Raw genomic sequence first — 19,474 nt, forward strand, 5'->3', positions numbered from 1 at the left:
ACTAATTGGGGTCAGATTCCAATTGTTGGCTCGGCGCGGCCTGCCGGTCCGCGGCCTCGCGCAGCAACTGTTCGACTGCCGCCAAGCCGGCCGGCTTGGTGAGGTGGCGGTCGAAGCCGCTCTCGCGCGAGCGGGCCCGGTCTTCCTTTGTGCCCCAGCCCGTCAGCGCCACCAGGAAAGTGCGGTGCAAGGCGGGCAGGGCGCGCATCCGCTGCGCGACTTCGTAGCCGCTCAGGTCGGGCAGCCCGATGTCGAGGAACACGATGTCGGGTTCCATCTCGCGCGCCAGTGCCAGGCCCTGGGTGCCGTCGTGGGCGATGCGCGTGGCATGCCCTTCCAGTTCCAGCAGCACGCCCAGGCTCTCGGCGGCGTCCACGTTGTCGTCCACGACCAGCACGCGCAAGTTGCGTGCTTCGCCTGCGGGCCGCGCCGACGCCGGCCTTGCGGCGCCGGTGGCGACCCCGGTCTCCAGCAGCGGAAGGCGCACGGTGAAAGAACTGCCCAGCCCCGAGCCAGGGCTCGCCACCGCGACGCTGCCGCCGTGCAGTTCCACCAGGCTGCGCACCAGCGACAGGCCGATGCCGAGCCCGCCCTGGCCGGGCGCCCGGCCGACCTGCGCGAACATCTGGAACACCTGCGTGATCGCCTCCGCCGGGATGCCGATGCCGGTGTCGGTCACCGTCAGCTCGGCCTGCTCGCCGGCATGGCGCACGGTCAGCGAGATCGCGCCGCCAGTCGGGGTGTACTTGGCCGCGTTGTTCAGCAGGTTGCTGACCACCTGCGCGAGGCGCGTCGGGTCGGCATCCATGGCCATCGCTTCCTCGGGCAGGGTCACCGTCAGCCGATGCTGCCCGGCCTCGATCAGCGAGGCGCTGGTTTCCACGGCCGTCGCGACGACGTCCTTCAGGTCCACGCGCTCGCGCCGCAGTTCGACCTTGCCCGTGCTGATGCGCGCCACGTCCAGCAGGTCGTCCACCAGGTGGACCATGTGCTGCACCTGCCGCTCCATCATCTGTCGCGTCCTCTCCACCACTTCGGCCTTGCCGGCCGACAGGCGCATGAGATGCAAACCGTTGCTGAGCGGGGCGAGCGGGTTGCGCAGCTCGTGCGCGAGCGTGGCGAGAAACTCCGTCTTGTGGCGGTCGGCCTGGGCCAGTTCGTCGGCCAGGCGCCGCAAGTCCTGCTCCGCCTTCAGGCGCGCCGTGATGTCGGTGAACAGCACCGCGACGCGATCGCTCCCCGGCCCCCCCAGCCGAGCCGCATACACATCGAACCAGCGCCCCATGGCCTTGGCTTCCTCGACGAAGCGGACCGCCTCGCCGCCGCGTGCGACCTTGTCGTAGATTTCGAACCAGTGCGTCTCATGGCCCGGAACCAGTTCGCAGATGGTCCGGCCGACGACGTCCCGCAGGCCGGTATGCATGCTGAATGCCTCGTTGGCTTCCAGGAACCGGTAGTCATGCGCGACGCCCCGCGGGTCGCGCAGCATCTGGATCAGGCAGAAACCCTCGTCGATCGACTCGAACAGCGTCCGGTAGCGCTCCTCGTTGGCCTGCAGCCGCTGCTGGAAGAGCTTCTGCTCGGTGATGTCCATCGCCGTGCCGATCACCTGCCGCGGCCGCGCGCCATAGGCGGGCTGCAGGCGCCCGCGCAGCTCGAGCCAGCGCAGCGCGCCGTCGGACTTGCGGTGGATGCGGCCCTGGAAGAAGAACGGCGCGCCGGTGCGCAGCGTGTTGCGCGCGGCATCGCGGAACTCCTCCCGGTCGTCGAGGTGGATGAACTCGTTGCGGAACCGCTCGGCGTTGGGCGGCGGCTCGCTGCGCGAGATGCCCATCATGTCCGCGAGCCAGCTGTGCTCCCAGGTCACCTGGTCGCCGTCCGGTTCCCAGACCCACACGCCCAGGCCGCTGGCTTCGGTGGCGAGACGCAGGCGCTCGTCGCGGCTGGCTCGCAATTCCTCCTTGCTGCGATACAGGTCGACGAACACGCCGACCTTGGCCTTGATCACCTCGGAGCGCAGCGGCTTGGCCAGGAAGTCCACCGCGCCCAGCGCGTACGCCGACTTCATCGCTTCGTCCGGGTCATCGCCGGCGGTCACGAACAGGATGGGGGTGGACTGCGAACGCGGGCGCCGGCGGATTTCGCGCGCGACCTCGAAACCGTCCATGCCCGGCATCCGCACATCGAGCAGCACGGCCGCGAAATCCTGCTGCTCGACATGGGCCAGCGCCTCGGTGCCGGACATGGCGCGCACCAGGTTGACACCGAGGCTGTCGAGCACGGCCTCGAGGGCCAGCAGGTTGGCGGGCTGGTCGTCGACGAGCAGAACGTGGGCGGGCAGGGCGGACAAGGGCACGATGTGAGCTGCGTGTGCTTCGGAGTCTAAGCGGCGCCTGCTCGGCCATGGCGGCGCCCGAGCGCGTTGTGGGCCTTGTCCGGCAGAACGCGCGGCGCGGGTCCTACGGCCGAGCCTGGTCGCGGATTCGAAACTGCCGATGGGGCGCTTCCGTCCCGATGCCTTGGAATGTTCCGCCCGGCCCGCGTGCCGGGCATTTTTTGTCCCCCTTCACGCTTCTCCATGAGACTCCGAGCCCGCAACGACATCGAAATCCAGTGCGACGAGCCTTGTCCGCTGGTCGCCATCCTGCGGCCGCGCAGCGGCGCCAACCAGTGGGTGCTGGCGGAGCGCTACGAGATCGCGCCCTGGGTGCCGGCCAGCGAATACATCGACGGCTTCGGCAACCTTTGCCAGCGCTACACCCTGCCGCAGGGCGCTTCACGCGTCAGCGTCGAGTCGGAGGTCGAGGTCGAGGACCAGATCGCCATCGACCGCCATGCGCCGCAGGTCCCGGTCGCGATGCTGCCCGACGAAACGCTGATGTACCTGCTGCAAAGCCGCTACGCGCCCAGCGACAAGATGGAGGAGCGGGCTCGCGCCATCGTCCAGGGCTGTGCACCGGGCTACCCGCAGGCCGAGCGCATCCACGACTGGATCCGCGAGAACCTGGACTACCGCTACGGCGTCAGCAAGGAATCAACCTGCGCGCTCGACACGCTGGAATGCGGCGCCGGCGTCTGCCGCGACTTCGCGCACGTCGGGGTGGCCCTGACGCGCAGCCTGCAGATGCCGGCACGCGTGGTGGTCGGCTACCTGCTCGGACTGGAGCCGATGGACATGCATGCCTGGTACGAGGTGTTCATCGGCGGCCGCTGGTTCGCCTTCGACGCCACGCAGGACGCGCCGCGCGGCGGGCGCGTCCGCGTGGCCCATGGGCGCGACATCGCCGACGTGGCGTTTCTCTCCAACTATGGCCCGCTGGAAATCAAGCGCATGGAAGTGAGCGTGGCGGAAGTCTGACGGCGGCTCCAAGGATGAGCTGACGATCCGGCGTCCGGCGTGCCTTTCGGCTACGCTCCGCAGTGACCACTGCCAGAGATTTCCTTGCCGCCAGAAGCGCTGCCCCTGCCGGGCGGGTTGCCCCCGCCGCTGACCGACCGACCCGCCAAGCCTCCGTCCGAGTCGCTGCACGCGTTGCGCTACCTGGCCTGGCTCTGCGTGATGCTGCCGGTGCTGGCGTATGCCGGCGTGGGCTTCTACCGCTACCACCGGATCGCCGCGGACACGGAACTGCGTCTCGACCGCGCGTTGCGCGTCGCGCACGAGCACGCCCTGAAGGTACTCGACACCAACGACATCCTGCTGGCCCGCGTGATGGATGCGAGCGGGGTCGAGGATGCGGCCAGCCTGCGCGCGCGGGAACCCGCGTTGCACCAGCAGTTGCAGGCCATGTCCCGCAACCGCCCGCAGATCCAGTCGATCTGGATCCGCGACGCATCCGGCGAAGCGGTCGCCACCGACCGCGCCTCCCCGCCGCCGCCCGAGCCGGGCCTCGCGGACCGCGGCGACGTCGGCTGGCACCTCGATCACCCCGGCGGCCTGTTCGTTTCCGACGTCATGGTGGGCGGTGAATCGGGCACGAAGTTCTTCGACATGAGCCGCGGCCGGCGTGACCGCGAAGGCCGGTTCCTCGGCGTGGTGTCGGCGGGCCTGACGCCCGCCTATTTCGAGAAGCTGCACCGCGACCTCGTCGCCGACGAACCGGGCCTCGCGCTGACCATGTTCCGCGAGGATGGGAGCATCCTGTCGCGCTGGCCGCAGCTGCGCAATGGCCCGGGGCGGCTGGCACCGGACAGCCCGGTGATGTCGCGCGTCCGGACCGGAGAAACGGCTGGGGCGGCGCACGGCGTGTCCTCGGTGGACGGGCGCAAGCGGCTGCTGTTCTTCCGCAAGGTGGGCGGCTACCCCATCTACATCGGCACCGGCATGGACACGCGCGAAATCGCCAGGCGCTGGCTGGACGAAATGGCGTGGCTGGCGGCTTTCGGCCTGCCGCCGCTGTTGGGGCTGTACCTGGCGGCGCGAGCCGCGCTGCGGCGAACCCGCGACTCGCTGGAAGCGGCGCAGCAGCTGCACACGGAGACGGTGGCGCGGCGCCGCGTCGAGGAGGCGCTGGTGCAGGCGCAGAAGCTCGAGGCGCTGGGCCGTCTCACCGGCGGCGTCGCGCATGACTTCAACAATGCCCTCATGGTGATCAGCAACAACGTGGCGCTGATGAAGCTCAAGCATCCGGACACGGGCGGGCCGCAGCTGGAATCGATCGGCCGGGCCGTCGGCTCCGCGACCAAGCTCACGCGCCAGCTCCTCGCCTTCTCCCGCCGGCAGGCTTTGGTGCCGCAGGTGCTGCGGTTGCAGGACCAGCTGCCGTTGGTCAAGGATCTGCTGACGCCGGTGCTCGGCAGCCGGGTGGAGCTCGCCGTGGACGTGGCCCCTGACACACAGGCGATCCTGGTCGATCCGGCCGAATTCGAACTGGCGCTGATCAACCTCGCGATCAACGCGCGTGACGCCATGCCCGGCGGCGGCCGCTTCGCGCTGCGAGCGCGCAACACGCACGCCGACCAGTTGCCGCCCCTGCTGCAAGGCGCCATGGTGGTCATCGAGGTCAGCGACAGCGGCACCGGCATCGCGCCGGACGTGCTGGCCAAGGTGTTCGAACCGTTCTTCACCACCAAGCCGGTCGGCGAGGGCACCGGCCTGGGCCTGAGCCAGGTCTACGGCCTGTGCCAGCGCGCCGGTGGCACGGCCACCGTGGACAGCGAATTGGGTGTGGGGACGACGGTTCGGCTCTTCTTCCCGGCGGCCGTCGGCCGCGCCGCCACCGCGGGCGACCGCGGCCCCGCGCTCGAGCGCCACCTCGACCTGACGGTGCTGCTGGCCGAAGACAACGACGACGTCGCGGGCGTGCTGCGCCAGGTGCTCGACGCCATGGGTTGCAAGGTGACCCGCTACCACCGCGCCCAGGCCGCCGCCGACCATCTCGCGGCCTGCGCCCCGAACGAGTTGCCGGACGTGCTGCTCAGCGACGTGGTCATGCCCGGTGAGATGGACGGCATGGCGCTCGCCCTGCAGGTGCGCCGCCGGCATCCCGAGGTGCGCATCGTCCTCATGACCGGCTACGCGGAGCAGCTGGAAGCCATCGCGCAGCAGGGCTTCACGGTGCTGCCCAAACCGTGCTCCGCGGAGATGCTGGCGCAGGCACTGAAAGGCGAATGAACTGAACCTGGACTCGCGAGTTCAAGCGGCCTTCGCCAAGCGGGCGCGCAGCAAAGTGAGGACGGCGGCTTCCTCCGGCTTCAACGACGCCAAGTCCTCGCGCAACTGCTCTTCGACCTGTTCCTTCACTTCGAGCAGGAGTTCGCCCGCCGCGTACGCGCCCAGCACTTCGGGGTGGATGTAGCACTTGCGGCAGATGGTCGGGGTGTTGCCCAGCCGGGCTGAGACCTTCTCGATGGCGGTCCGGACATTCTTCTTCGCGGCCGCCTGGGTGTCGAAGCGCTCGAACTCCTGCAGGGCCAGCGCCGCCAGCACCGTGCCGGCCCAGGTCCGGAAGTCCTTGGCCGTGATGTCCCGCCCCGTCACCTCCTTCAGGTAGGCATTGACGTCCGCCGAACTGATGCTGCGCAGCTCGCCGTCGTCATCCTGGTACTGGAACAGGTCCTGGCCCGGCAGGTCCTGGCAGGCCTTGACGATCTTCGCCACCCGCCGGTCCTTCATCCGCAGCCGCCAGGTCTTGCCGCTCTTGCCCTTGAACTGGAAGCGCAGCTCGGCCCCCTCCACCTTCACGTGCGGATTGCGCAGGGTCGTCAGGCCATAGCTCTTGTTGGTGCGCGCGTAGTCGTCGTTCCCGACGCGGATGAGCGTGGTCTCCAGCAGGTGCACCACGGTCGCCAGCACCTTCTCGCGCGGCAATCCGCGCAAGGCCATGTGGGCGGCGATCTGCCGGCGCAACCCGGGCAGCACCTGCGCGAATTCCAGCATGTGCTCGTATTTCGTGCTCTCGCGCTGCTCGCGGAAATCGGGGTGGTACTTGTACTGCTTGCGGCCGCGCGCATCGCGGCCGGTGGCCTGCAGGTGGCCGTTGGCGCGAGGGCAGATCCAGACGTCAGTCCAGGCCGGAGGAATCGCCAGCTTGCGGATGCGGGCCAGGGTGGCCTCGTCGGTGACCGGCTCCCCGTTGTGCTTGAGGTAGCGAAAGCCTTCGCCCGCCGGCTCGCGCCGCAGGCCGCGCTGCGAATCGCTGGTGTAGGTGAGGCCGGCCGCTTCGGCCGCCTCCCGCGGGTCGTCGAGGGTCTCGGTGGTCGGCATCGGAAGCGATTGTGGACCAGGGGCGCATTCTCAGGTTGACGCTCTGTCCAGTATCCTGGAGACTTGCTCCAGCATGAAGGAGACCACCGCGCCCAACCTGAACGACCGCATCGCGCGGCGCGTGCGGGACTTGCGCTCGGGGCAGGGGCTCTCCCTGGACGCGCTGGCGGCGCATTGCGGAGTCAGCCGCTCGATGATCTCGCTGATCGAGCGCGGGGAGAGCAGCCCCACGGCCGTGCTGCTGGAGAAGCTCGCGGCCGGCCTGAAGGTGCCGCTGGCCTCCCTTTTTGATCCGCCCGAGCCTGCGAACGACCCGGTGTCGCGGCGTGCCGACCAGGTGGCGTGGAAGGACCCCCATTCCGGCTACGTGAGGCGCAACGTCTCGCCCAGCGGTGTGGCGTCGCCGATCCAGATCGTCGAAGTGTCGTTTCCGCCCAAGGCGCGTGTCGCTTATGAGAGCGGCGCGCGCGAACCGCTCTATCACCAGCAGGTCTGGGTGCTCGACGGCGCGATCGAAGTCACCGTCGGGGCCGACGCCCACCGCCTCGGCGCCGGCGATTGCCTGGCGCACGTGCTGGACCGGCCCGTCTCGTACCACAACCCCACCCGAAGGACGGCGCGCTATGCGGTCGTGATCGCCCGATGACCATCATCCAACGCCTGCGTTCCGTCGGCACTGCCCAACTGCAGGGCCTGGCCGACGTGCTGCTCGATTGCGTGGCAGGCGGCGCGTCCGTCAGTTTCATGCACCCCTTGTCGCGGGAGCGCGCGACGGCTTTCTGGGAGCACGTCGCCGCGAGCGCGGCGCGTGGCGAACGCGCGCTGTTCGTGGCCGAAGACGGACAGGGCATCGTCGGCACCGTGCAGCTCATCCTCGAGCAACCGGAGAACCAGCCGCACCGGGCCGACGTGGCCAAGATGCTGGTGCACCGGCGGGGCCGGCGCCAGGGCCTCGGGGCGCTACTGATGGCGGCGGCGGAGGAGGAGGCGCGCGCCCTGGGCAAGACGCTGCTGGTGCTGGACACCGCGAGCGCGGACGCCGGGCGCCTGTACGCGCGCCTCGGCTGGCAGCGCTGCGGCTTGATCCCGGGTTACGCTCTGCTGCCACAAGGCGGCTTGTGCGACACGACCTACTTCTATCGCCAGCTGGCCCGACCAGGAGCTTGACCATGCACCAGGAAGATTTCGACTCCGCGGGAGTCCACCGGTTGCGCGCCGACCTCGCGCTGGCCCTGCGTGCCGCGTCGCACCACGGGCTGTCCGAGGGTGTCTGCAACCACTTCAGCGTGGCGCTGCCGGACGGCTCCGGCCGTTTCCTGCTGAACCCGCGCGGCCTGCTGTGGCGCGAGGTGGGCACCGACGACATCGTGATGGTGGATGGCTCGGGCGAGCGGTTGGCCGGGCGCCACCCGGTGGAGCCGACCGCCATGTTCATCCACGCGGCCGTCCACAACATCTGCCAGCAGGCCTGCGTGCTGCACGTGCACATGCCGTACGCGACCGCCCTGACGTTGACGCAGGACCGGGCGCTGGACCCCACGCTGTCGCAGAACGCCATGCGCTTCGCCGGGCGCATCGCGATCGACGCCAACTACAACGGCCTCGCCCTCGACTCGTCCGAGGGCGAGCGCATCGCCCGCGCGATGGGCGGCAAGGACGTGGCTTTTCTCGGCAACCACGGCGTCATCGTTTGCGGCTCGCGCATCGACTACGCGTACGACGACCTGTACTACCTCGAGCGGGCGTCCATGGTGCAGGTGCTCGCGCAATCGACCGGCCGGCCGCTGAACCCGGTGGACCCCGCGCTGGCGCAGCGGGTGGGCGAACAGACGATGGGCGAACGGTTGCAATCCGAATTGTTCTTTGCCGCGCTGCGCCGGACGTTGTGAGCGCGATCAGGGAATAATCGCGGGTTCACTCCACCACAGAGCTCATCCAATGCGATTGTTTCTCCTCGGCGCCGTGCTGGCCGCCTGCTCCCTGACGGCTTGCGCGCAAACCCCCGCGGCCACGGCCAAGGTGACCACGGGCACCGGCCTGGTCTATGAATCCCTCAAGGAGGGCTCGGGTGCTTCGCCGGCTGCGACCGACACCGTCAAGGTGCACTACCGCGGCACGCTGACGGACGGCAAGGAATTCGACAGCTCCTACAAGCGCGGCGAGCCCATCGAATTCCCGCTGAACCGCGTCATCCCCTGCTGGACGGAAGGCGTGCAGAAGATGAAACCGGGCGGCAAGGCAAAGCTCACCTGCCCGCCGGCGATCGCCTATGGCGAGCGTGGCGCCGGCGGCGTGATTCCGCCGAATGCCACCCTGCAGTTCGAAGTGGAGCTGATTTCGGTCCGCAAGTAGGCGTGCCGCTTGCCTCGTCCTGATGGGCGGCCCAGAATGGGCCCGCACCACAGGAGGGGCAACCATGGGCCACACCGCATTCACCATCAAGGCTTTCGGCATCTACGTCGTCGTGACGGGCCTGGGCCTGCTGCTCGCCCCGAACCTCATGCTTGGCATGCTCGGGGTGCCGGAGGCACGCGAAGTCTGGATCCGCGTCCTGGGCTCGCTGGCAATCGTGGTGGGGTATTACTACATCGCTTGTGCCGCCGGCAATGCGCATGCGTTTTTTCGCGCCACGATTCCCGGCCGCATCGCGTTCTTCGCACTGGGGGTCGGGCTCGTGCTGCTCGCCGGCGCGCCGTGGACGCTGATCCTGTTCGGGCTGGCCGACCTGGCGGGGGCCGCCTGGACCTGGTCCGCGTTGCGCGCCGAAGCCCAGGGGCCGGGAACCGTCCCGGCTTCCTGAACCCGCCGGATCAGGCGGCCAGCGCCGCCGTCGCGTGGTTGGCCGCGACACCAACCTGCGCCTTGATGGCCAGCTCCGCCTGCGCCAGGGCTTTCGCCTTGGCCGCATCGCCCATGGCCACGCCTTCGGCGCGCACGAAGCGCACGTCGGTCACGCCGAAGAAGCCGAAGACCGTCTTCAGGTAGCTCTCCTGGTGGTCCATGGCGGAGCCCGCGGCGCTGGTCGAATACACGCCACCGCGCGTGGAAGCCACGATCACCGTCTTGCCGCCGGCCAGGCCTTGTGGGCCCTTCTCGGTGTACGTGAAGGTGCGGCCGGCTTGCGCGACGCGATCGATCCAGGCCTTGAGCTGGCTGGGCACGGAGAAGTTGTACATCGGGGCGCCCACGACGATCACGTCGGCGGCGAGGAACTGGCTGACCAGGCGCTCAGAGACGGCGTTCTCGCGCTGCTGCGCTTCGCTCAGGCCGGCCGCGTTGGGGCCCAGGCGGAAACCGAGCGAGTCCATGTCCAGGTGCGCGGGCGCGTCGGTGGCGAGATCCAGGTGCTCGACCGTCAGGCCCGGATGCTGGGCCGTCCACTGACGGACGATGTCGCGGGTGAGCTGGCGCGAAACAGACTGGCCGGCGAGCGGGCTGGAATCGATGTGAAGCAGTTTCATGGACCTTTTCTCCTGATGTTTGACCCGATCTGGGCTTGGGAATGATTGTGCGGATAGGTCGATCGATTGATAAGTCGGCAGTTTCAGGTTAGATTGTCCTGCTGATGGAACGAAATACATGCAAGACCTGAACGACCTGCTGTACTTCGCCGAGGTGGTGGACCACGGCGGCTTTGCGGCTGCGGGCCGGGCGCTGGGCATTCCCAAGTCCAAGCTGTCGCGCCGCGTGGCCGAGCTCGAGGCCCGCCTCGGTGTCCGGCTGCTGCAGCGGACGACGCGCAAGCTCTCCCTGACCCAGGCCGGCGAGCAGTACCACCGCCATTGCGTCGCCATGCGCGAACAGGCGGAAGCGGCCGACGAGGCGGTGGCGCGCGTGCAGACCGAGCCGCGCGGCACCGTGCGCGTCACATGCCCCGTCACGCTGGCGCAGAGCACCATCGGCGTGGTCGTGCCACGCTTCCTGGCGCATCATCCGCAGGTGCGCGTCGACATGCTGGTCACCAACCGCGTCGTCGACCTGGTGCAGGAGGGGGTGGACGTCGCGCTGCGCGTGCGTTCGAACCTGGAGGACAGTGGCTCGCTCGTCATCAAGAAGCTGGGCGTGACCAAGGGCCTGCTGGTGGCGAGCCCGCAACTGCTGCAGCGGTTCGGGGCGCCCCAATCCACCGACGATCTGGTGCATCTGCCCACGGTGGCGATGTCCGCGGTCGATGGGCGCGCCGACATCCGCCTCGTGGGGCCCGGCGGTGAGGCGTTCACGCTGGAACATCGCCCGGTCTACACCGCGGACGATCTGCACACCTTGAAGTTCGCCGTCGTCCAAGGCACCGGCATGGGGATGCTTCCCGACTACCTGTGCGGCGATGAACTGCGGCGCCAGGAGCTGGTGCCGGTCTTGCCGGGGTGGGCGCCGCCAGCGGCCATGGTCCTGGCCGCGTTCCCGTCGCGCCGCGGCATGGTCCCCGCGGTGCGGCGCTTCCTGGACTTCCTGGGCGAGAACATCGCCGGCGAACGCGTCGTTTCCCCGGCCGCGGTGTAAGACCGGCAGCATCGCGGCGACCATCCTGTATGAAGCGCATCCTCTTGCTGGCCCTGTCGCACCTCGCGGTGCTTGCGCTCGGGTTCGGATTGGGCATCTATTTCCTGCCGATCCTTTCGGCGCCGCCGCCCCCGAGCCAGACCGAAGTACGAGCCGCGGCGCAAGGCGCCCGCTATCAGGGCGCATTCAAGCGCGACCTGAAGGGCAGCGACCCCTTGCACTGGGGCGAGGGACAGGTCGCGATCAGCGCGTCCGCCGTCACCTTGACGGGCCGGGTCGCGCCGGGCCCCGCCTACAAGCTCTACCTGGTGCCGGAATTCGTGGACACGCACGAGGGCTTCGTGCGGCTGAAAGCACAGTCGCTCCAAGTGGGCGACATCAAGACCTTCGAGAACTTCATCGTGCCGCTGCCGGCCGGCACGCCGGTGGAACGCTACAACACCGTGGTGGTGTGGTGCGAGGCGTTTTCGCAGTTCATCACCGCGGCGAAGTACCGCTGACGGCCCGCGGGCCTGTCCCTACACGCCGAGGTACTGGTCGAGCAGTTGCGGCTGGGCGCGCAGCTCGGCGGAGGTGCCGGCGAAGACCACTTCCCCCTTCACCAGGATGACGTTGCGGTCCGTCACCTGGGTCACGTGCTTCCAGTTCTTGTCGACGATCACGCTGGAAATCCCGCTTTCACGGATCAGCCCGCAGATGCGCCAGATCTCGCGCGCGATCAGGGGGGCGAGGCCTTCGGTGGCCTCGTCGAGGATCAACACGTCCGGGTTGGTCATCAGCGCGCGGCCGATGGTGAGCATCTGCTGCTCGCCGCCCGAGAGTTGCTGGCCGCCGTGGCCCAGGCGCTCTTGCAGTCTCGGAAAGGTCTGGAGGACGCGTTCATACGTCCAGTCGCGCTGGCCACGCGTGCCTGGCCGGGCGGCCATCACCAGGTTCTCCTTCACGCTCAGCGTGCCGAAGATGCCGCGGCCTTCGGGCACGTAGGCCACGCCCAACTGCGCAACCTCGAACGGCGGCCGCCCTACCGTCGGTTTGCCCATGACGTGCACTGTTCCGGCCCGCGGCGGCACCAGGCCCATGAGCGATTTCAGGAGCGTGCTCTTGCCCATGCCGTTGCGGCCCATCAGCCCGATCGTCTCGCCGCGGTCGACGTGGAAATCGACGCCGCGCAACACGTGGCTGGACCCGTAGTAGGTCTGGAGCCCGCGGGCTTCGATGAGGCGGTCAGCCATGGGCCTCCTCCTCGCCCAGATAGGCGGATTGAACGCCCGCATCAGCCCGCACTTCCTGCGGGGTGCCGCTGGCGATCACCTGGCCGTTCACCATCACCGTGAGGTGGTCCGCCAGCGCGAACACGGCGTCCATGTCGTGCTCTACGAGCAGCATCGCGTGGTCTTTCTTCAGCCGCAGCAGCAGCTCGACCATCCGCTCGGCTTCCACGGTGCCCATGCCGGCCAGCGGCTCGTCGAGCAACAACACCTGCGGCTGCGTGGCGAGCGTCATCGCGATCTCCAGCTGGCGCTGTTCGCCGTGGCTGATCGTGCCGGCGATGGCTTCGCGGCGCGGCTGCAGGCCCGCGAGTTCCAGCGCGCGCTCGGCACGCGTGTTGACTTCGCCCACGCTCGCGGCCAGGCGCAGCCAGCGGGCGGCCTGCGGCAGGCGCGACTGCGCGGCCAGGCGCACGTTCTCCCAGACCGTGAAGGGCAGGAAGATGTTGGTCTTCTGGTAGCTGCGTCCCAGGCCCGCGCGCGAGATCTTTTCCGGCGACCAGCCGGTGACGTCGCGGGAGCCCAGTTGCACCTGGCCGGCCGTGGGCCGCAGGTCGCCGGAGAGCAGATTGGTCAGCGTCGATTTGCCGGCGCCGTTGGGGCCGATCACGGCGTGGATGCGATCGCGCCAGAGGTCGAGCGTCACGTCGTTCACGGCGGCCAGGCCACCGAAGCGCTTGGTCAGCTGGCGGGCGCTGAGCAGGACTTCAGCCATCGGCGTCTTTCCGGCGCAGCATGCGTTCGACCAGGCCCAGCAGGCCGCGCGGGGCGAAGGCGACGATCAGCACGATGAAGATGCCCATCCAGAGCTGCCAGTGCTTGCCGGTGTTGAAGCCGCCGATGGCGGGCAGGCCCTTGAACTCGTCGAGCAGCAGCTCGAAGGCGAAGGCACCGACGATCGCGCCCGCGAAGTTGCCCATGCCGCCCAGGATCACCATCATGATCGCGTGCGCGCTCATGTGAAAACCCATCAGCTCCGGGTTCACGAAGCCGGTCTGCGCGCCCCAAAGGTAGCCGGCCAGCCCGGCCAGTCCGCCCGCGAGCGTGAAGGCCGAGAGCTTGTAGCCGAAGGTGCCGTAGCCCATGGCGCGCATGCGGTGCTCGTTCACGCGGATGCCGGCCAGCGCGCGCCCGAACGGGCTGAACAGCAGCCGCCGCAGGAACAGGTAGACCAGCACCAGCATCGCGAGCGTGAAGTAGTAGAAGACGCGCTTGTTCTCCAGGTCGAACAGGCCCGCATTCGGCTTGAAGTTGATGTAGAGCCCGTCGGAGCCGCCCAGCGCCTTGTTGTCGAAGAACAGGAAGAACACCATCTGCGCGAACGCCATGGTGACCATGATGAAGTAGATGCCGTGGGTGCGGACCACGAAGAAGCCGATCACCAGCGCGGCCAGCGCAGATGCGGCCACCGCCGCCGGCAAGGTCCACCACAGGCTGACGGCGCTGCCGGCGGGTGTGAGGAAGGCGAGGGCGTAGCCCGCGAGCCCGAAAAAGGCGGCGTGGCCCAGCGACACGAGGCCGGTCACGCCTTGCAGCAGGTCGAGGCTCATCGCGAAGATCGCGAGGATCATCATGCGCGCGACCATCTGCACGTAGAAGTCGGGTGCGGCGAACGGGAACGCGAGCAGGGCGATGAGCGCCAGGACCAGCGCGACCTGCAATCCGCGCGGCAATCTCTCCAGATGTGACTTCGCGGCGCTCATTGCTTGAACAGCCCCTCAGGCTTCCACAGCAGCACCGCCGCCATCAGCATGTAGACCAGCATGCCCGCCACCTGGGGCAGCAGGACCTTGCCGAAGGTGTCGACCAGCCCGACCAGCAGCGCCGAGATCATCGCGCCGCGCACCGAACCGATCCCGCCGATCACGACCACGACGAAGCACATGATCAGCACCTGCGAACCCATGTTGGGATACACGCTGGAGATCGGCGAGGCGATCATGCCGGCGATGGTGGCCAATCCCACGCCCAACGCGAACACCACCGAGTGGATCAGCTTGATGTTGATGCCCAGCGACTCGGTCATCTCGCGGTTGAAGGCGCCGGCGCGGATCTTCATGCCCAGCCGCGTCTTCGAGATCAGCAGGTACAGGCCCAGCGCGAGCAGCAGGCAGACCCCCGACATGAACAGCCGGTAGACGGGGTAGGAGAGGTTGTCGGTGAGCGGGATCGACGCCGAGAGCAGCTGCGGGATCTGCACGCCATGCACGTCGTCACCCCAGAGGATGGACCGCATCTCCTCGAAGATGTAGATCAGTCCGAAGGTGAGCAGCACCTGGTCGAGGTGGTCGCGCTGGTAGAAGTGGCGGAACAGCACCCGCTCGAGCAGCAGGCCGAACAGGACCGACAGCGCGGTGCCGAGCAGGATGGCGAGCGTCAGGCTGCCTGTCTTCACCGAGAGCGACCAGGCCAGGTAGGCCCCCAGCATGTAGAAGCTGCCATGCGCCAGGTTGACCACGCCCATGATGCCGAAGATCAGCGTCAGGCCGGCGGCCAGCATGAACAGCAGCAGGCCGTACTGCACGCTGTTCAGCAGCTGGATCAGGAAGTTCGCGAGGTCCAAGCGGGCTTTGTGGAAGTGGCTCAAAAAAATGGGAGGCCGAAACCTCCCATGGTGGGGCCGTGAGGGATCAACCGAGCTTGCAGCCTTCGCCGGAATCGGCGAGGGCCTTGGCGGCGATGCCGATCACCTTGTTTTCCTTGTTCTCGACCCGGCGCAGGTAGATGTCCTGCACCGGGTTGTGCGCCTTGCTCATGGTCCACTTGCCGCGCGGGCTGTCGATGGTCTGCGTCTCCAGCGACTTGTACAGCGCCGCCTTGTTCCCGATGTCGCCCTTGACGGCGGCCATGCCCTGCGCGAGCAGCAGGCCGGTGTCGTAACCCTGCACCGCGTACACGTCCGGCTGCGTCTTGAACGTGGTGGCGAACTGCTGGCGGAACTGGCGGTTGCGCGGTGTGTCGAGCGAATCGCTGTAGTGCATCGTGGTCATGATGCCGTCCGCTGCCGGGCCCGCGGCGTCGAGCACGCCCTCGGTCAGGAAGCCCGAACCCCACAGCGGGATGCGGTCCTTGAGGCCGGCCGCCGCGTAGTCGCGGATGAACTTGGCCGCGCCGCCACCGGCGAAGAAGCAGGCCACGGCGTCGGGGCGCAGCGAGGCGATCTCGGTCAGCAGCGCCTGGAATTCGACGTTGGGGAAGGGCAGGCCGAGTTCCTTGACGATGGTGCCGCCGGCAGCGGTGTAGCTCTGCTTGAACCCTTCGAAGGCCTCGTCGCCCGCGGCGTACTTCCAGGTGATCCAGACGGCCTTCTTGTGGCCCTTGTCGAACATCGCCTTGCCCAGCGCCAGCGTGGGCTGGCTGTTGGTGAACGAGGTGCGGAAGACGTTGGGCGCGCACAGCGCGCGGGTGGCGGCGTGGACGCCGGCGTTCGGGATCAGGTTCAGCACGCCGGATTCGCGCGCGACGCGCTGGATGCCCATCTGCACGCCGGAGTGCACGGTGCCGATCAGCACGTCGACCTTGTCGCGCTGGACCAGCCGGTTGGCGTTCTCGACGCCCTTGGACGGCTCGGATTCGTCGTCGACCTTGAACCACTCGATCTCACGCCCGCCGAGCTTGCCGCCCTTCTCGTTGATGGCCATGCGCACGCCGTTCTCGATATTCACGCCGAGCTGGGCGAAGGTGCCGGTGTAGGGCAGCATGAAGCCCACGCGGATGCGGTTCGACTGGGCGCGCACGATTTCGGGGAGCAGCAGGCCGGTGGAGGCCGCACCGACAATGGCGGCGCCACGGGACAGGACGAGACGGCGGGTGGTCATCGGAGGGCTTCCTTCGTTCTTCAGTTGATTCGGTTTAGTTGAGGCCTAAAGCATTTTTACCGCAAGTTCGCGCCCAACGCCACAAGATTAACCCTCACTGGGACATGGCGCGCAGGCGGAACCGCTGGATCTTGCCCGTCGCCGTCTTCGGCAATTCGGCGGCGAACTCGATCCACCGAGGATACTTGTACGGCGCGAGCAGCGACTTCACGTGCGCCTGGAGGTCTTCGGCGCTGGCCTGCTGCCCTGGCTTGAGGACCACGTACGCCTTGGGTTTGATGAGGCCGTCGCTGTCGCTCACGCCGATGACGGCCGCCTCCAGCACCGCCGCATGGGTGGAGAGGCAAGCTTCCACCTCGAAGGGCGACACGTAGATGCCGCCCACCTTGAGCATGTCGTCCGTGCGGCCGCCGTAGGTGTAGTAGCCGTCGCCGTCACGCGTGTACTTGTCGCCGCTGCGGGTCCATTCGCCTGCGAAGGTGGCCTTCGTCTTGGCGCGGTTGTTCCAGTACATGATGGCGGCACTGGGCCCGCGGATCTGCAATTCGCCGATCTCGCCATCGGCGCAGTCAGTTCCGTCGTCGCCGACCACGCGCAGCTCGTAGCCGGGAACGGCCTGGCCCGTCGTGCCGTAGCGCACCTGGCCAGGACGGTTCGACAGGAAGATGTGGAGCATCTCGGTGGAGCCGATGCCGTCGAGGATCTCGCAGCCGAATTCCGCGGTCCAGCGCTTGCCGATGTCGGCGGGCAGCGCTTCACCCGCGCTGGTGCAGATGCGCAGGTTCAGCTCGCTCTTCTTCGGCCGGTTCGCATCCGCGAGCAGGGCGGCATAGAGCGTGGGCACGCCGTAGAAGATGGTGGGCTGAAATTTCTTCAGCACGCCGAAGACGTCCGTCGGTGTCGGCCGCGCGGGCAGCAGCACCGCCGTCGCGCCCACACTCATGGGAAAGGTGAGCGCGTTACCGAGGCCGTAGGCGAAGAACAGCTTGGCGGCCGAATACACCACGTCGTCCTCGCGGACGCCCAGCACCGCCCGGCCATACAGCTCCGCCGTCTGGATGAGGTGGCTGTGCAGGTGCACCGTGCCCTTGGGCGTGCCGGTGGAGCCGCTGGAATAGAGCCAGAAACAGGCGTCGTCGGAACAGGTGCTTGCGACCTGCTGATCGTTGCCGCCCGACGCGATGAGCGACGCGACCGAATGCTCGCCGTCCCCGGCCGCGATGAACATCTGCTTCAGGGTCGAAATCTTGCCGACCAGCGGCTCGAAGGTCGGCAGCAACGGCTTGGAAACGAACAGGGCCTGCGCGCGCGAGTCGCGCAGCATGAACTCGAAGTCCCGGGTGGTCAGCAGCGTGTTGGCGGCCACCGGCACCACGCCGGCCAGCATGCAGCCGAGGAACACCACGGGCCACTCGAGCGTATCGAGCATCGCCAGCAGCACCCGCGATTCGGGCTGGAATCCGCGAGCGCGCAAAGCGTTCGCAAAGCGGTGCGCTTGCTCGGCCAGCTGGCCATAGGTGAGTTGCTCGCCGCTGGCCGCATCAATGAAGGCGGCCTTCTGCGAACGGGCCGCATTGCGCTGCAGGAGATCGTGCGCAGCGTTGTAGTCGCGTGGGATTTCCACGCGAGGTGGGGTGGCGCTGTGGTCGGCGTGGCTCAGGTGCATGCGGCCTCCTCCTCGTTGTCTTAAGCCGCCGTCTTTTCCTTCTGCACCGTTTCCAGCGCCATGGGCAGCCATTCACGGCACCAGGTCGTGCCCAGTTCCTCGGGGAAGGTGCCGGCACTGGCATCGTGGATCCAGATGTCGCCGATGCGCTGCGCGCCCAGGTCGGTGAGGCGCGCGTCGAACTTCTTGCCGCCGAACGCGAAAGTCTGCACGTAGGTGCAGTCACCGAGCGCGATCACGCCGTAGCGCACGTGGCCCAGGAATTTCGGTTGCAGATCCAGCGAGTCGTACAGCACCCGCGCGTTGTCCGGCACGTCGCCGGAACCGTAGGTGGATGTGCAGATGAGATAAAGTGCATCTTCATCGAAGACGTTGATGTCGAGGCCATCCATCAACTGGACTTCGATTTCGTCCACGAGGTCGGCGCAATCCATCTGGATCGCTTGCGCCACATAGTCGGCGGTGCTGGTCATTGTGCCGACGAGGATCTTGAGCTTCATGTGGAGTCCTGATGCAGTAAACTGCTTGACAGTTCGATTTCAGGAAGTATACTGCAATCTTGATCTGGCGCAAGTCCCCGCAAGAAAAACCGGCTTACATCGCATGCAGCAGCTGATGAGTGAGAACGAAGCCCAGGCCACGCTCGCCGAACTCGGCGCACGGGTGCGGGCGTGGCGTGCTCGCCGCGGGATGACGCGCAAGCAGCTGGCTTCGGACTCAGGCCTGTCCGAGCGCTTCCTGGCCGACGTCGAAAGCGGCAAGGGCAACGTCTCCATCAACTCCCTCGCGCTCACCGCCCGCGCGCTGAACATCACCATCCTCGATCTCCTGCAGGACGCGCCGCGTCCGGCGCTGGCACGCGCGCAAGGTCTGCTCACTCGCCTGGACGACTCTCAGCTCGACCAGGCCTATGCGCTGCTGGCGGCCAGCTTCGGATTGGCGGACGCCAAGGGCCGGGAGAAGCGCGTGGCGCTTGTCGGCCTGCGCGGCGCCGGCAAGACGACGCTGGGCGAACAACTGGCCGTGCAGAAGAAAGTCCCCTTCGTCGAGCTCGACCGCGAGATCGAACGCGAGGCCGGCACCAGCATGAACGAGATCCTGCTGCTGCACGGGCAAGCCGGCTATCGCCGCTACGAGCGCCGCGCCCTGCTGCGCATCGCGGAGGAACATGCGGACGGCGTGGTCATGACCACCGGCGGCAGCATCGTGAGCGAACGCGAGACGTTTGATCTGCTGCAAAGCCACTTCCATTGTGTGTGGGTGAAGGCCAGCCCCGAGGAGCACATGAGCCGCGTGGTGGCCCAGGGCGACATGCGGCCCTTCGATGTCACGCGTGGAGCCACCGGCGAGGCGCTGGACGACATCCGCCGCATCCTGGCCAGCCGCGAAGCCCTGTATGCGCGCGCCGATTCCGTGGTGGACACCGCGGCGCGCTCCATCAAGCAATCCCTGAAAGACCTGGAGCGGGCCGTGCCCGCCGCGGGCAAAGACCAAGGAGACCGAACGACATGAATGC

General features: G+C 67.9%; 20 protein-coding genes. 10 read left to right on the forward strand and 10 right to left on the reverse strand.

Annotated features, from left to right (window positions below):
* Window position 1: 1 nt before the first annotated feature.
* Window positions 2-2,356, reverse strand: a complete 2,355-nt coding sequence (locus tag FN976_RS16320) for a hybrid sensor histidine kinase/response regulator (protein WP_255440496.1) — start codon at window positions 2,354-2,356, stop codon at window positions 2-4.
* A gap of 222 nt (window positions 2,357-2,578) precedes the next feature.
* Between FN976_RS16320 and FN976_RS16325 the strand changes: the two genes are divergently transcribed.
* Both FN976_RS16325 and FN976_RS16330 read left to right on the forward strand, forming a co-directional pair.
* Window positions 2,579-3,358: a transglutaminase domain-containing protein gene (locus tag FN976_RS16325; RefSeq protein ID WP_145894112.1), complete on the forward strand. Its 780-nt coding sequence runs from the start codon at window positions 2,579-2,581 to the stop codon at window positions 3,356-3,358.
* An 84-nt stretch (window positions 3,359-3,442) separates the two neighbouring features.
* On the forward strand, window positions 3,443-5,614 hold the full coding sequence (locus FN976_RS16330; protein ID WP_255440497.1) for a hybrid sensor histidine kinase/response regulator: 2,172 nt from the start codon (window positions 3,443-3,445) through the stop codon (window positions 5,612-5,614).
* 21 nt (window positions 5,615-5,635) lie between these two features.
* Here FN976_RS16330 and FN976_RS16335 read toward each other — a convergent pair whose 3' ends face one another.
* Window positions 5,636-6,706 (reverse strand): DNA topoisomerase IB, encoded by a 1,071-nt coding sequence (locus tag FN976_RS16335; protein ID WP_145894113.1) that lies wholly within the window; start codon window positions 6,704-6,706, stop codon window positions 5,636-5,638.
* Window positions 6,707-6,779: 73 nt separating this feature from the next.
* Between FN976_RS16335 and FN976_RS16340 the strand changes: the two genes are divergently transcribed.
* The 5 genes from FN976_RS16340 to FN976_RS16360 all read left to right on the forward strand — a co-directional run bounded on the left by FN976_RS16340 (window position 6,780) and on the right by FN976_RS16360 (window position 9,506).
* The gene (locus FN976_RS16340; RefSeq protein ID WP_145894114.1) at window positions 6,780-7,352 is read left to right on the forward strand and encodes a helix-turn-helix domain-containing protein; all 573 of its coding nucleotides are present in this window, start codon (window positions 6,780-6,782) and stop codon (window positions 7,350-7,352) included.
* Complete coding sequence (locus tag FN976_RS16345; protein WP_145894115.1) at window positions 7,349-7,873, forward strand: GNAT family N-acetyltransferase; 525 nt, start codon at window positions 7,349-7,351, stop codon at window positions 7,871-7,873. Before FN976_RS16340 ends, FN976_RS16345 begins: the two co-directional genes overlap by 4 nt.
* Before the next feature lie 2 nt (window positions 7,874-7,875).
* Window positions 7,876-8,595: an aldolase gene (locus tag FN976_RS16350; protein WP_145894116.1), complete on the forward strand. Its 720-nt coding sequence runs from the start codon at window positions 7,876-7,878 to the stop codon at window positions 8,593-8,595.
* Window positions 8,596-8,644: 49 nt separating this feature from the next.
* A complete protein-coding gene (locus FN976_RS16355; RefSeq protein ID WP_145894117.1) occupies window positions 8,645-9,058 on the forward strand; it encodes an FKBP-type peptidyl-prolyl cis-trans isomerase in 414 nt (137 codons plus the stop codon).
* A gap of 64 nt (window positions 9,059-9,122) precedes the next feature.
* Window positions 9,123-9,506: a hypothetical protein gene (locus FN976_RS16360; RefSeq protein WP_145894118.1), complete on the forward strand. Its 384-nt coding sequence runs from the start codon at window positions 9,123-9,125 to the stop codon at window positions 9,504-9,506.
* Window positions 9,507-9,516: 10 nt separating this feature from the next.
* Here the strand turns inward: FN976_RS16360 and FN976_RS16365 are convergent, their stop codons facing one another.
* The gene (locus FN976_RS16365; RefSeq protein ID WP_145894119.1) at window positions 9,517-10,167 is read right to left on the reverse strand and encodes an FMN-dependent NADH-azoreductase; all 651 of its coding nucleotides are present in this window, start codon (window positions 10,165-10,167) and stop codon (window positions 9,517-9,519) included.
* 118 nt (window positions 10,168-10,285) lie between these two features.
* Here FN976_RS16365 and FN976_RS16370 point away from each other — a divergent pair, with 118 nt between their 5' ends.
* Both FN976_RS16370 and FN976_RS16375 read left to right on the forward strand, forming a co-directional pair.
* A complete protein-coding gene (locus FN976_RS16370; RefSeq protein ID WP_145894120.1) occupies window positions 10,286-11,206 on the forward strand; it encodes a LysR substrate-binding domain-containing protein in 921 nt (306 codons plus the stop codon).
* A 29-nt stretch (window positions 11,207-11,235) separates the two neighbouring features.
* Window positions 11,236-11,706 carry a DM13 domain-containing protein gene (locus tag FN976_RS16375; protein ID WP_145894121.1) on the forward strand — a complete coding sequence of 157 codons (471 nt, stop codon included), beginning with the start codon at window positions 11,236-11,238 and terminating at the stop codon, window positions 11,704-11,706.
* Between the two features lie 18 nt (window positions 11,707-11,724).
* Here FN976_RS16375 and FN976_RS16380 read toward each other — a convergent pair whose 3' ends face one another.
* The 7 genes from FN976_RS16380 to FN976_RS16410 form a co-directional block, all read right to left on the reverse strand.
* Window positions 11,725-12,438, reverse strand: a complete 714-nt coding sequence (locus tag FN976_RS16380) for an ABC transporter ATP-binding protein (RefSeq protein WP_145894122.1) — start codon at window positions 12,436-12,438, stop codon at window positions 11,725-11,727.
* Window positions 12,431-13,189 (reverse strand): ABC transporter ATP-binding protein, encoded by a 759-nt coding sequence (locus FN976_RS16385; protein WP_145894123.1) that lies wholly within the window; start codon window positions 13,187-13,189, stop codon window positions 12,431-12,433. Before FN976_RS16385 ends, FN976_RS16380 begins: the two co-directional genes overlap by 8 nt.
* Entirely contained in the window at window positions 13,182-14,177 is a 996-nt protein-coding gene (locus FN976_RS16390) for a branched-chain amino acid ABC transporter permease (RefSeq protein ID WP_145894124.1), read from the reverse strand. The genes FN976_RS16385 and FN976_RS16390 overlap by 8 nt, the downstream gene beginning before the upstream one ends.
* The gene (locus FN976_RS16395) at window positions 14,174-15,037 is read right to left on the reverse strand and encodes a branched-chain amino acid ABC transporter permease (RefSeq protein WP_145894125.1); all 864 of its coding nucleotides are present in this window, start codon (window positions 15,035-15,037) and stop codon (window positions 14,174-14,176) included. The genes FN976_RS16390 and FN976_RS16395 overlap by 4 nt, the downstream gene beginning before the upstream one ends.
* 67 nt (window positions 15,038-15,104) lie before the next feature.
* Window positions 15,105-16,292 carry an ABC transporter substrate-binding protein gene (locus tag FN976_RS16400; protein ID WP_145894126.1) on the reverse strand — a complete coding sequence of 396 codons (1,188 nt, stop codon included), beginning with the start codon at window positions 16,290-16,292 and terminating at the stop codon, window positions 15,105-15,107.
* 94 nt (window positions 16,293-16,386) lie between these two features.
* Window positions 16,387-17,958: a benzoate-CoA ligase family protein gene (locus FN976_RS16405; RefSeq protein ID WP_145894127.1), complete on the reverse strand. Its 1,572-nt coding sequence runs from the start codon at window positions 17,956-17,958 to the stop codon at window positions 16,387-16,389.
* Window positions 17,959-17,978: 20 nt separating this feature from the next.
* The gene (locus FN976_RS16410) at window positions 17,979-18,458 is read right to left on the reverse strand and encodes a flavodoxin domain-containing protein (RefSeq protein WP_145894128.1); all 480 of its coding nucleotides are present in this window, start codon (window positions 18,456-18,458) and stop codon (window positions 17,979-17,981) included.
* Between the two features lie 115 nt (window positions 18,459-18,573).
* On the opposite strand from FN976_RS16410, the gene FN976_RS16415 reads away from it, so the two are divergent.
* Window positions 18,574-19,470: a helix-turn-helix transcriptional regulator gene (locus FN976_RS16415; RefSeq protein WP_145894129.1), complete on the forward strand. Its 897-nt coding sequence runs from the start codon at window positions 18,574-18,576 to the stop codon at window positions 19,468-19,470.
* The last annotated feature ends 4 nt before the right edge of the window (window positions 19,471-19,474 follow it).

Origin of the sequence: Caenimonas sedimenti, from assembly GCF_007833165.1 — a bacterium.
In the GTDB taxonomy this organism is placed as follows: domain Bacteria; phylum Pseudomonadota; class Gammaproteobacteria; order Burkholderiales; family Burkholderiaceae_C; genus Ramlibacter; species Ramlibacter sedimenti.

Excerpts from the sequence above, each read along its gene's own strand:
- FN976_RS16400 (WP_145894126.1), bottom strand. The coding sequence starts at position 16,292 with ATGACCACCCGCCGTCTCGTCCTGTCCCGTGGCGCCGCCATTGTCGGT.
- FN976_RS16350 (WP_145894116.1), top strand. The coding sequence starts at position 7,876 with ATGCACCAGGAAGATTTCGACTCCGCGGGAGTCCACCGGTTGCGCGCC.
- FN976_RS16375 (WP_145894121.1), top strand. The coding sequence starts at position 11,236 with ATGAAGCGCATCCTCTTGCTGGCCCTGTCGCACCTCGCGGTGCTTGCG.
- FN976_RS16360 (WP_145894118.1), top strand. The coding sequence starts at position 9,123 with ATGGGCCACACCGCATTCACCATCAAGGCTTTCGGCATCTACGTCGTC.
- FN976_RS16370 (WP_145894120.1), top strand. The coding sequence starts at position 10,286 with ATGCAAGACCTGAACGACCTGCTGTACTTCGCCGAGGTGGTGGACCAC.
- FN976_RS16415 (WP_145894129.1), top strand. The coding sequence starts at position 18,574 with ATGAGTGAGAACGAAGCCCAGGCCACGCTCGCCGAACTCGGCGCACGG.
- FN976_RS16390 (WP_145894124.1), bottom strand. The coding sequence starts at position 14,177 with ATGAGCGCCGCGAAGTCACATCTGGAGAGATTGCCGCGCGGATTGCAG.
- FN976_RS16325 (WP_145894112.1), top strand. The coding sequence starts at position 2,579 with ATGAGACTCCGAGCCCGCAACGACATCGAAATCCAGTGCGACGAGCCT.
- FN976_RS16405 (WP_145894127.1), bottom strand. The coding sequence starts at position 17,958 with ATGCACCTGAGCCACGCCGACCACAGCGCCACCCCACCTCGCGTGGAA.
- FN976_RS16340 (WP_145894114.1), top strand. The coding sequence starts at position 6,780 with ATGAAGGAGACCACCGCGCCCAACCTGAACGACCGCATCGCGCGGCGC.
- FN976_RS16365 (WP_145894119.1), bottom strand. The coding sequence starts at position 10,167 with ATGAAACTGCTTCACATCGATTCCAGCCCGCTCGCCGGCCAGTCTGTT.
- FN976_RS16335 (WP_145894113.1), bottom strand. The coding sequence starts at position 6,706 with ATGCCGACCACCGAGACCCTCGACGACCCGCGGGAGGCGGCCGAAGCG.
- FN976_RS16355 (WP_145894117.1), top strand. The coding sequence starts at position 8,645 with ATGCGATTGTTTCTCCTCGGCGCCGTGCTGGCCGCCTGCTCCCTGACG.
- FN976_RS16385 (WP_145894123.1), bottom strand. The coding sequence starts at position 13,189 with ATGGCTGAAGTCCTGCTCAGCGCCCGCCAGCTGACCAAGCGCTTCGGT.
- FN976_RS16380 (WP_145894122.1), bottom strand. The coding sequence starts at position 12,438 with ATGGCTGACCGCCTCATCGAAGCCCGCGGGCTCCAGACCTACTACGGG.
- FN976_RS16345 (WP_145894115.1), top strand. The coding sequence starts at position 7,349 with ATGACCATCATCCAACGCCTGCGTTCCGTCGGCACTGCCCAACTGCAG.
- FN976_RS16410 (WP_145894128.1), bottom strand. The coding sequence starts at position 18,458 with ATGAAGCTCAAGATCCTCGTCGGCACAATGACCAGCACCGCCGACTAT.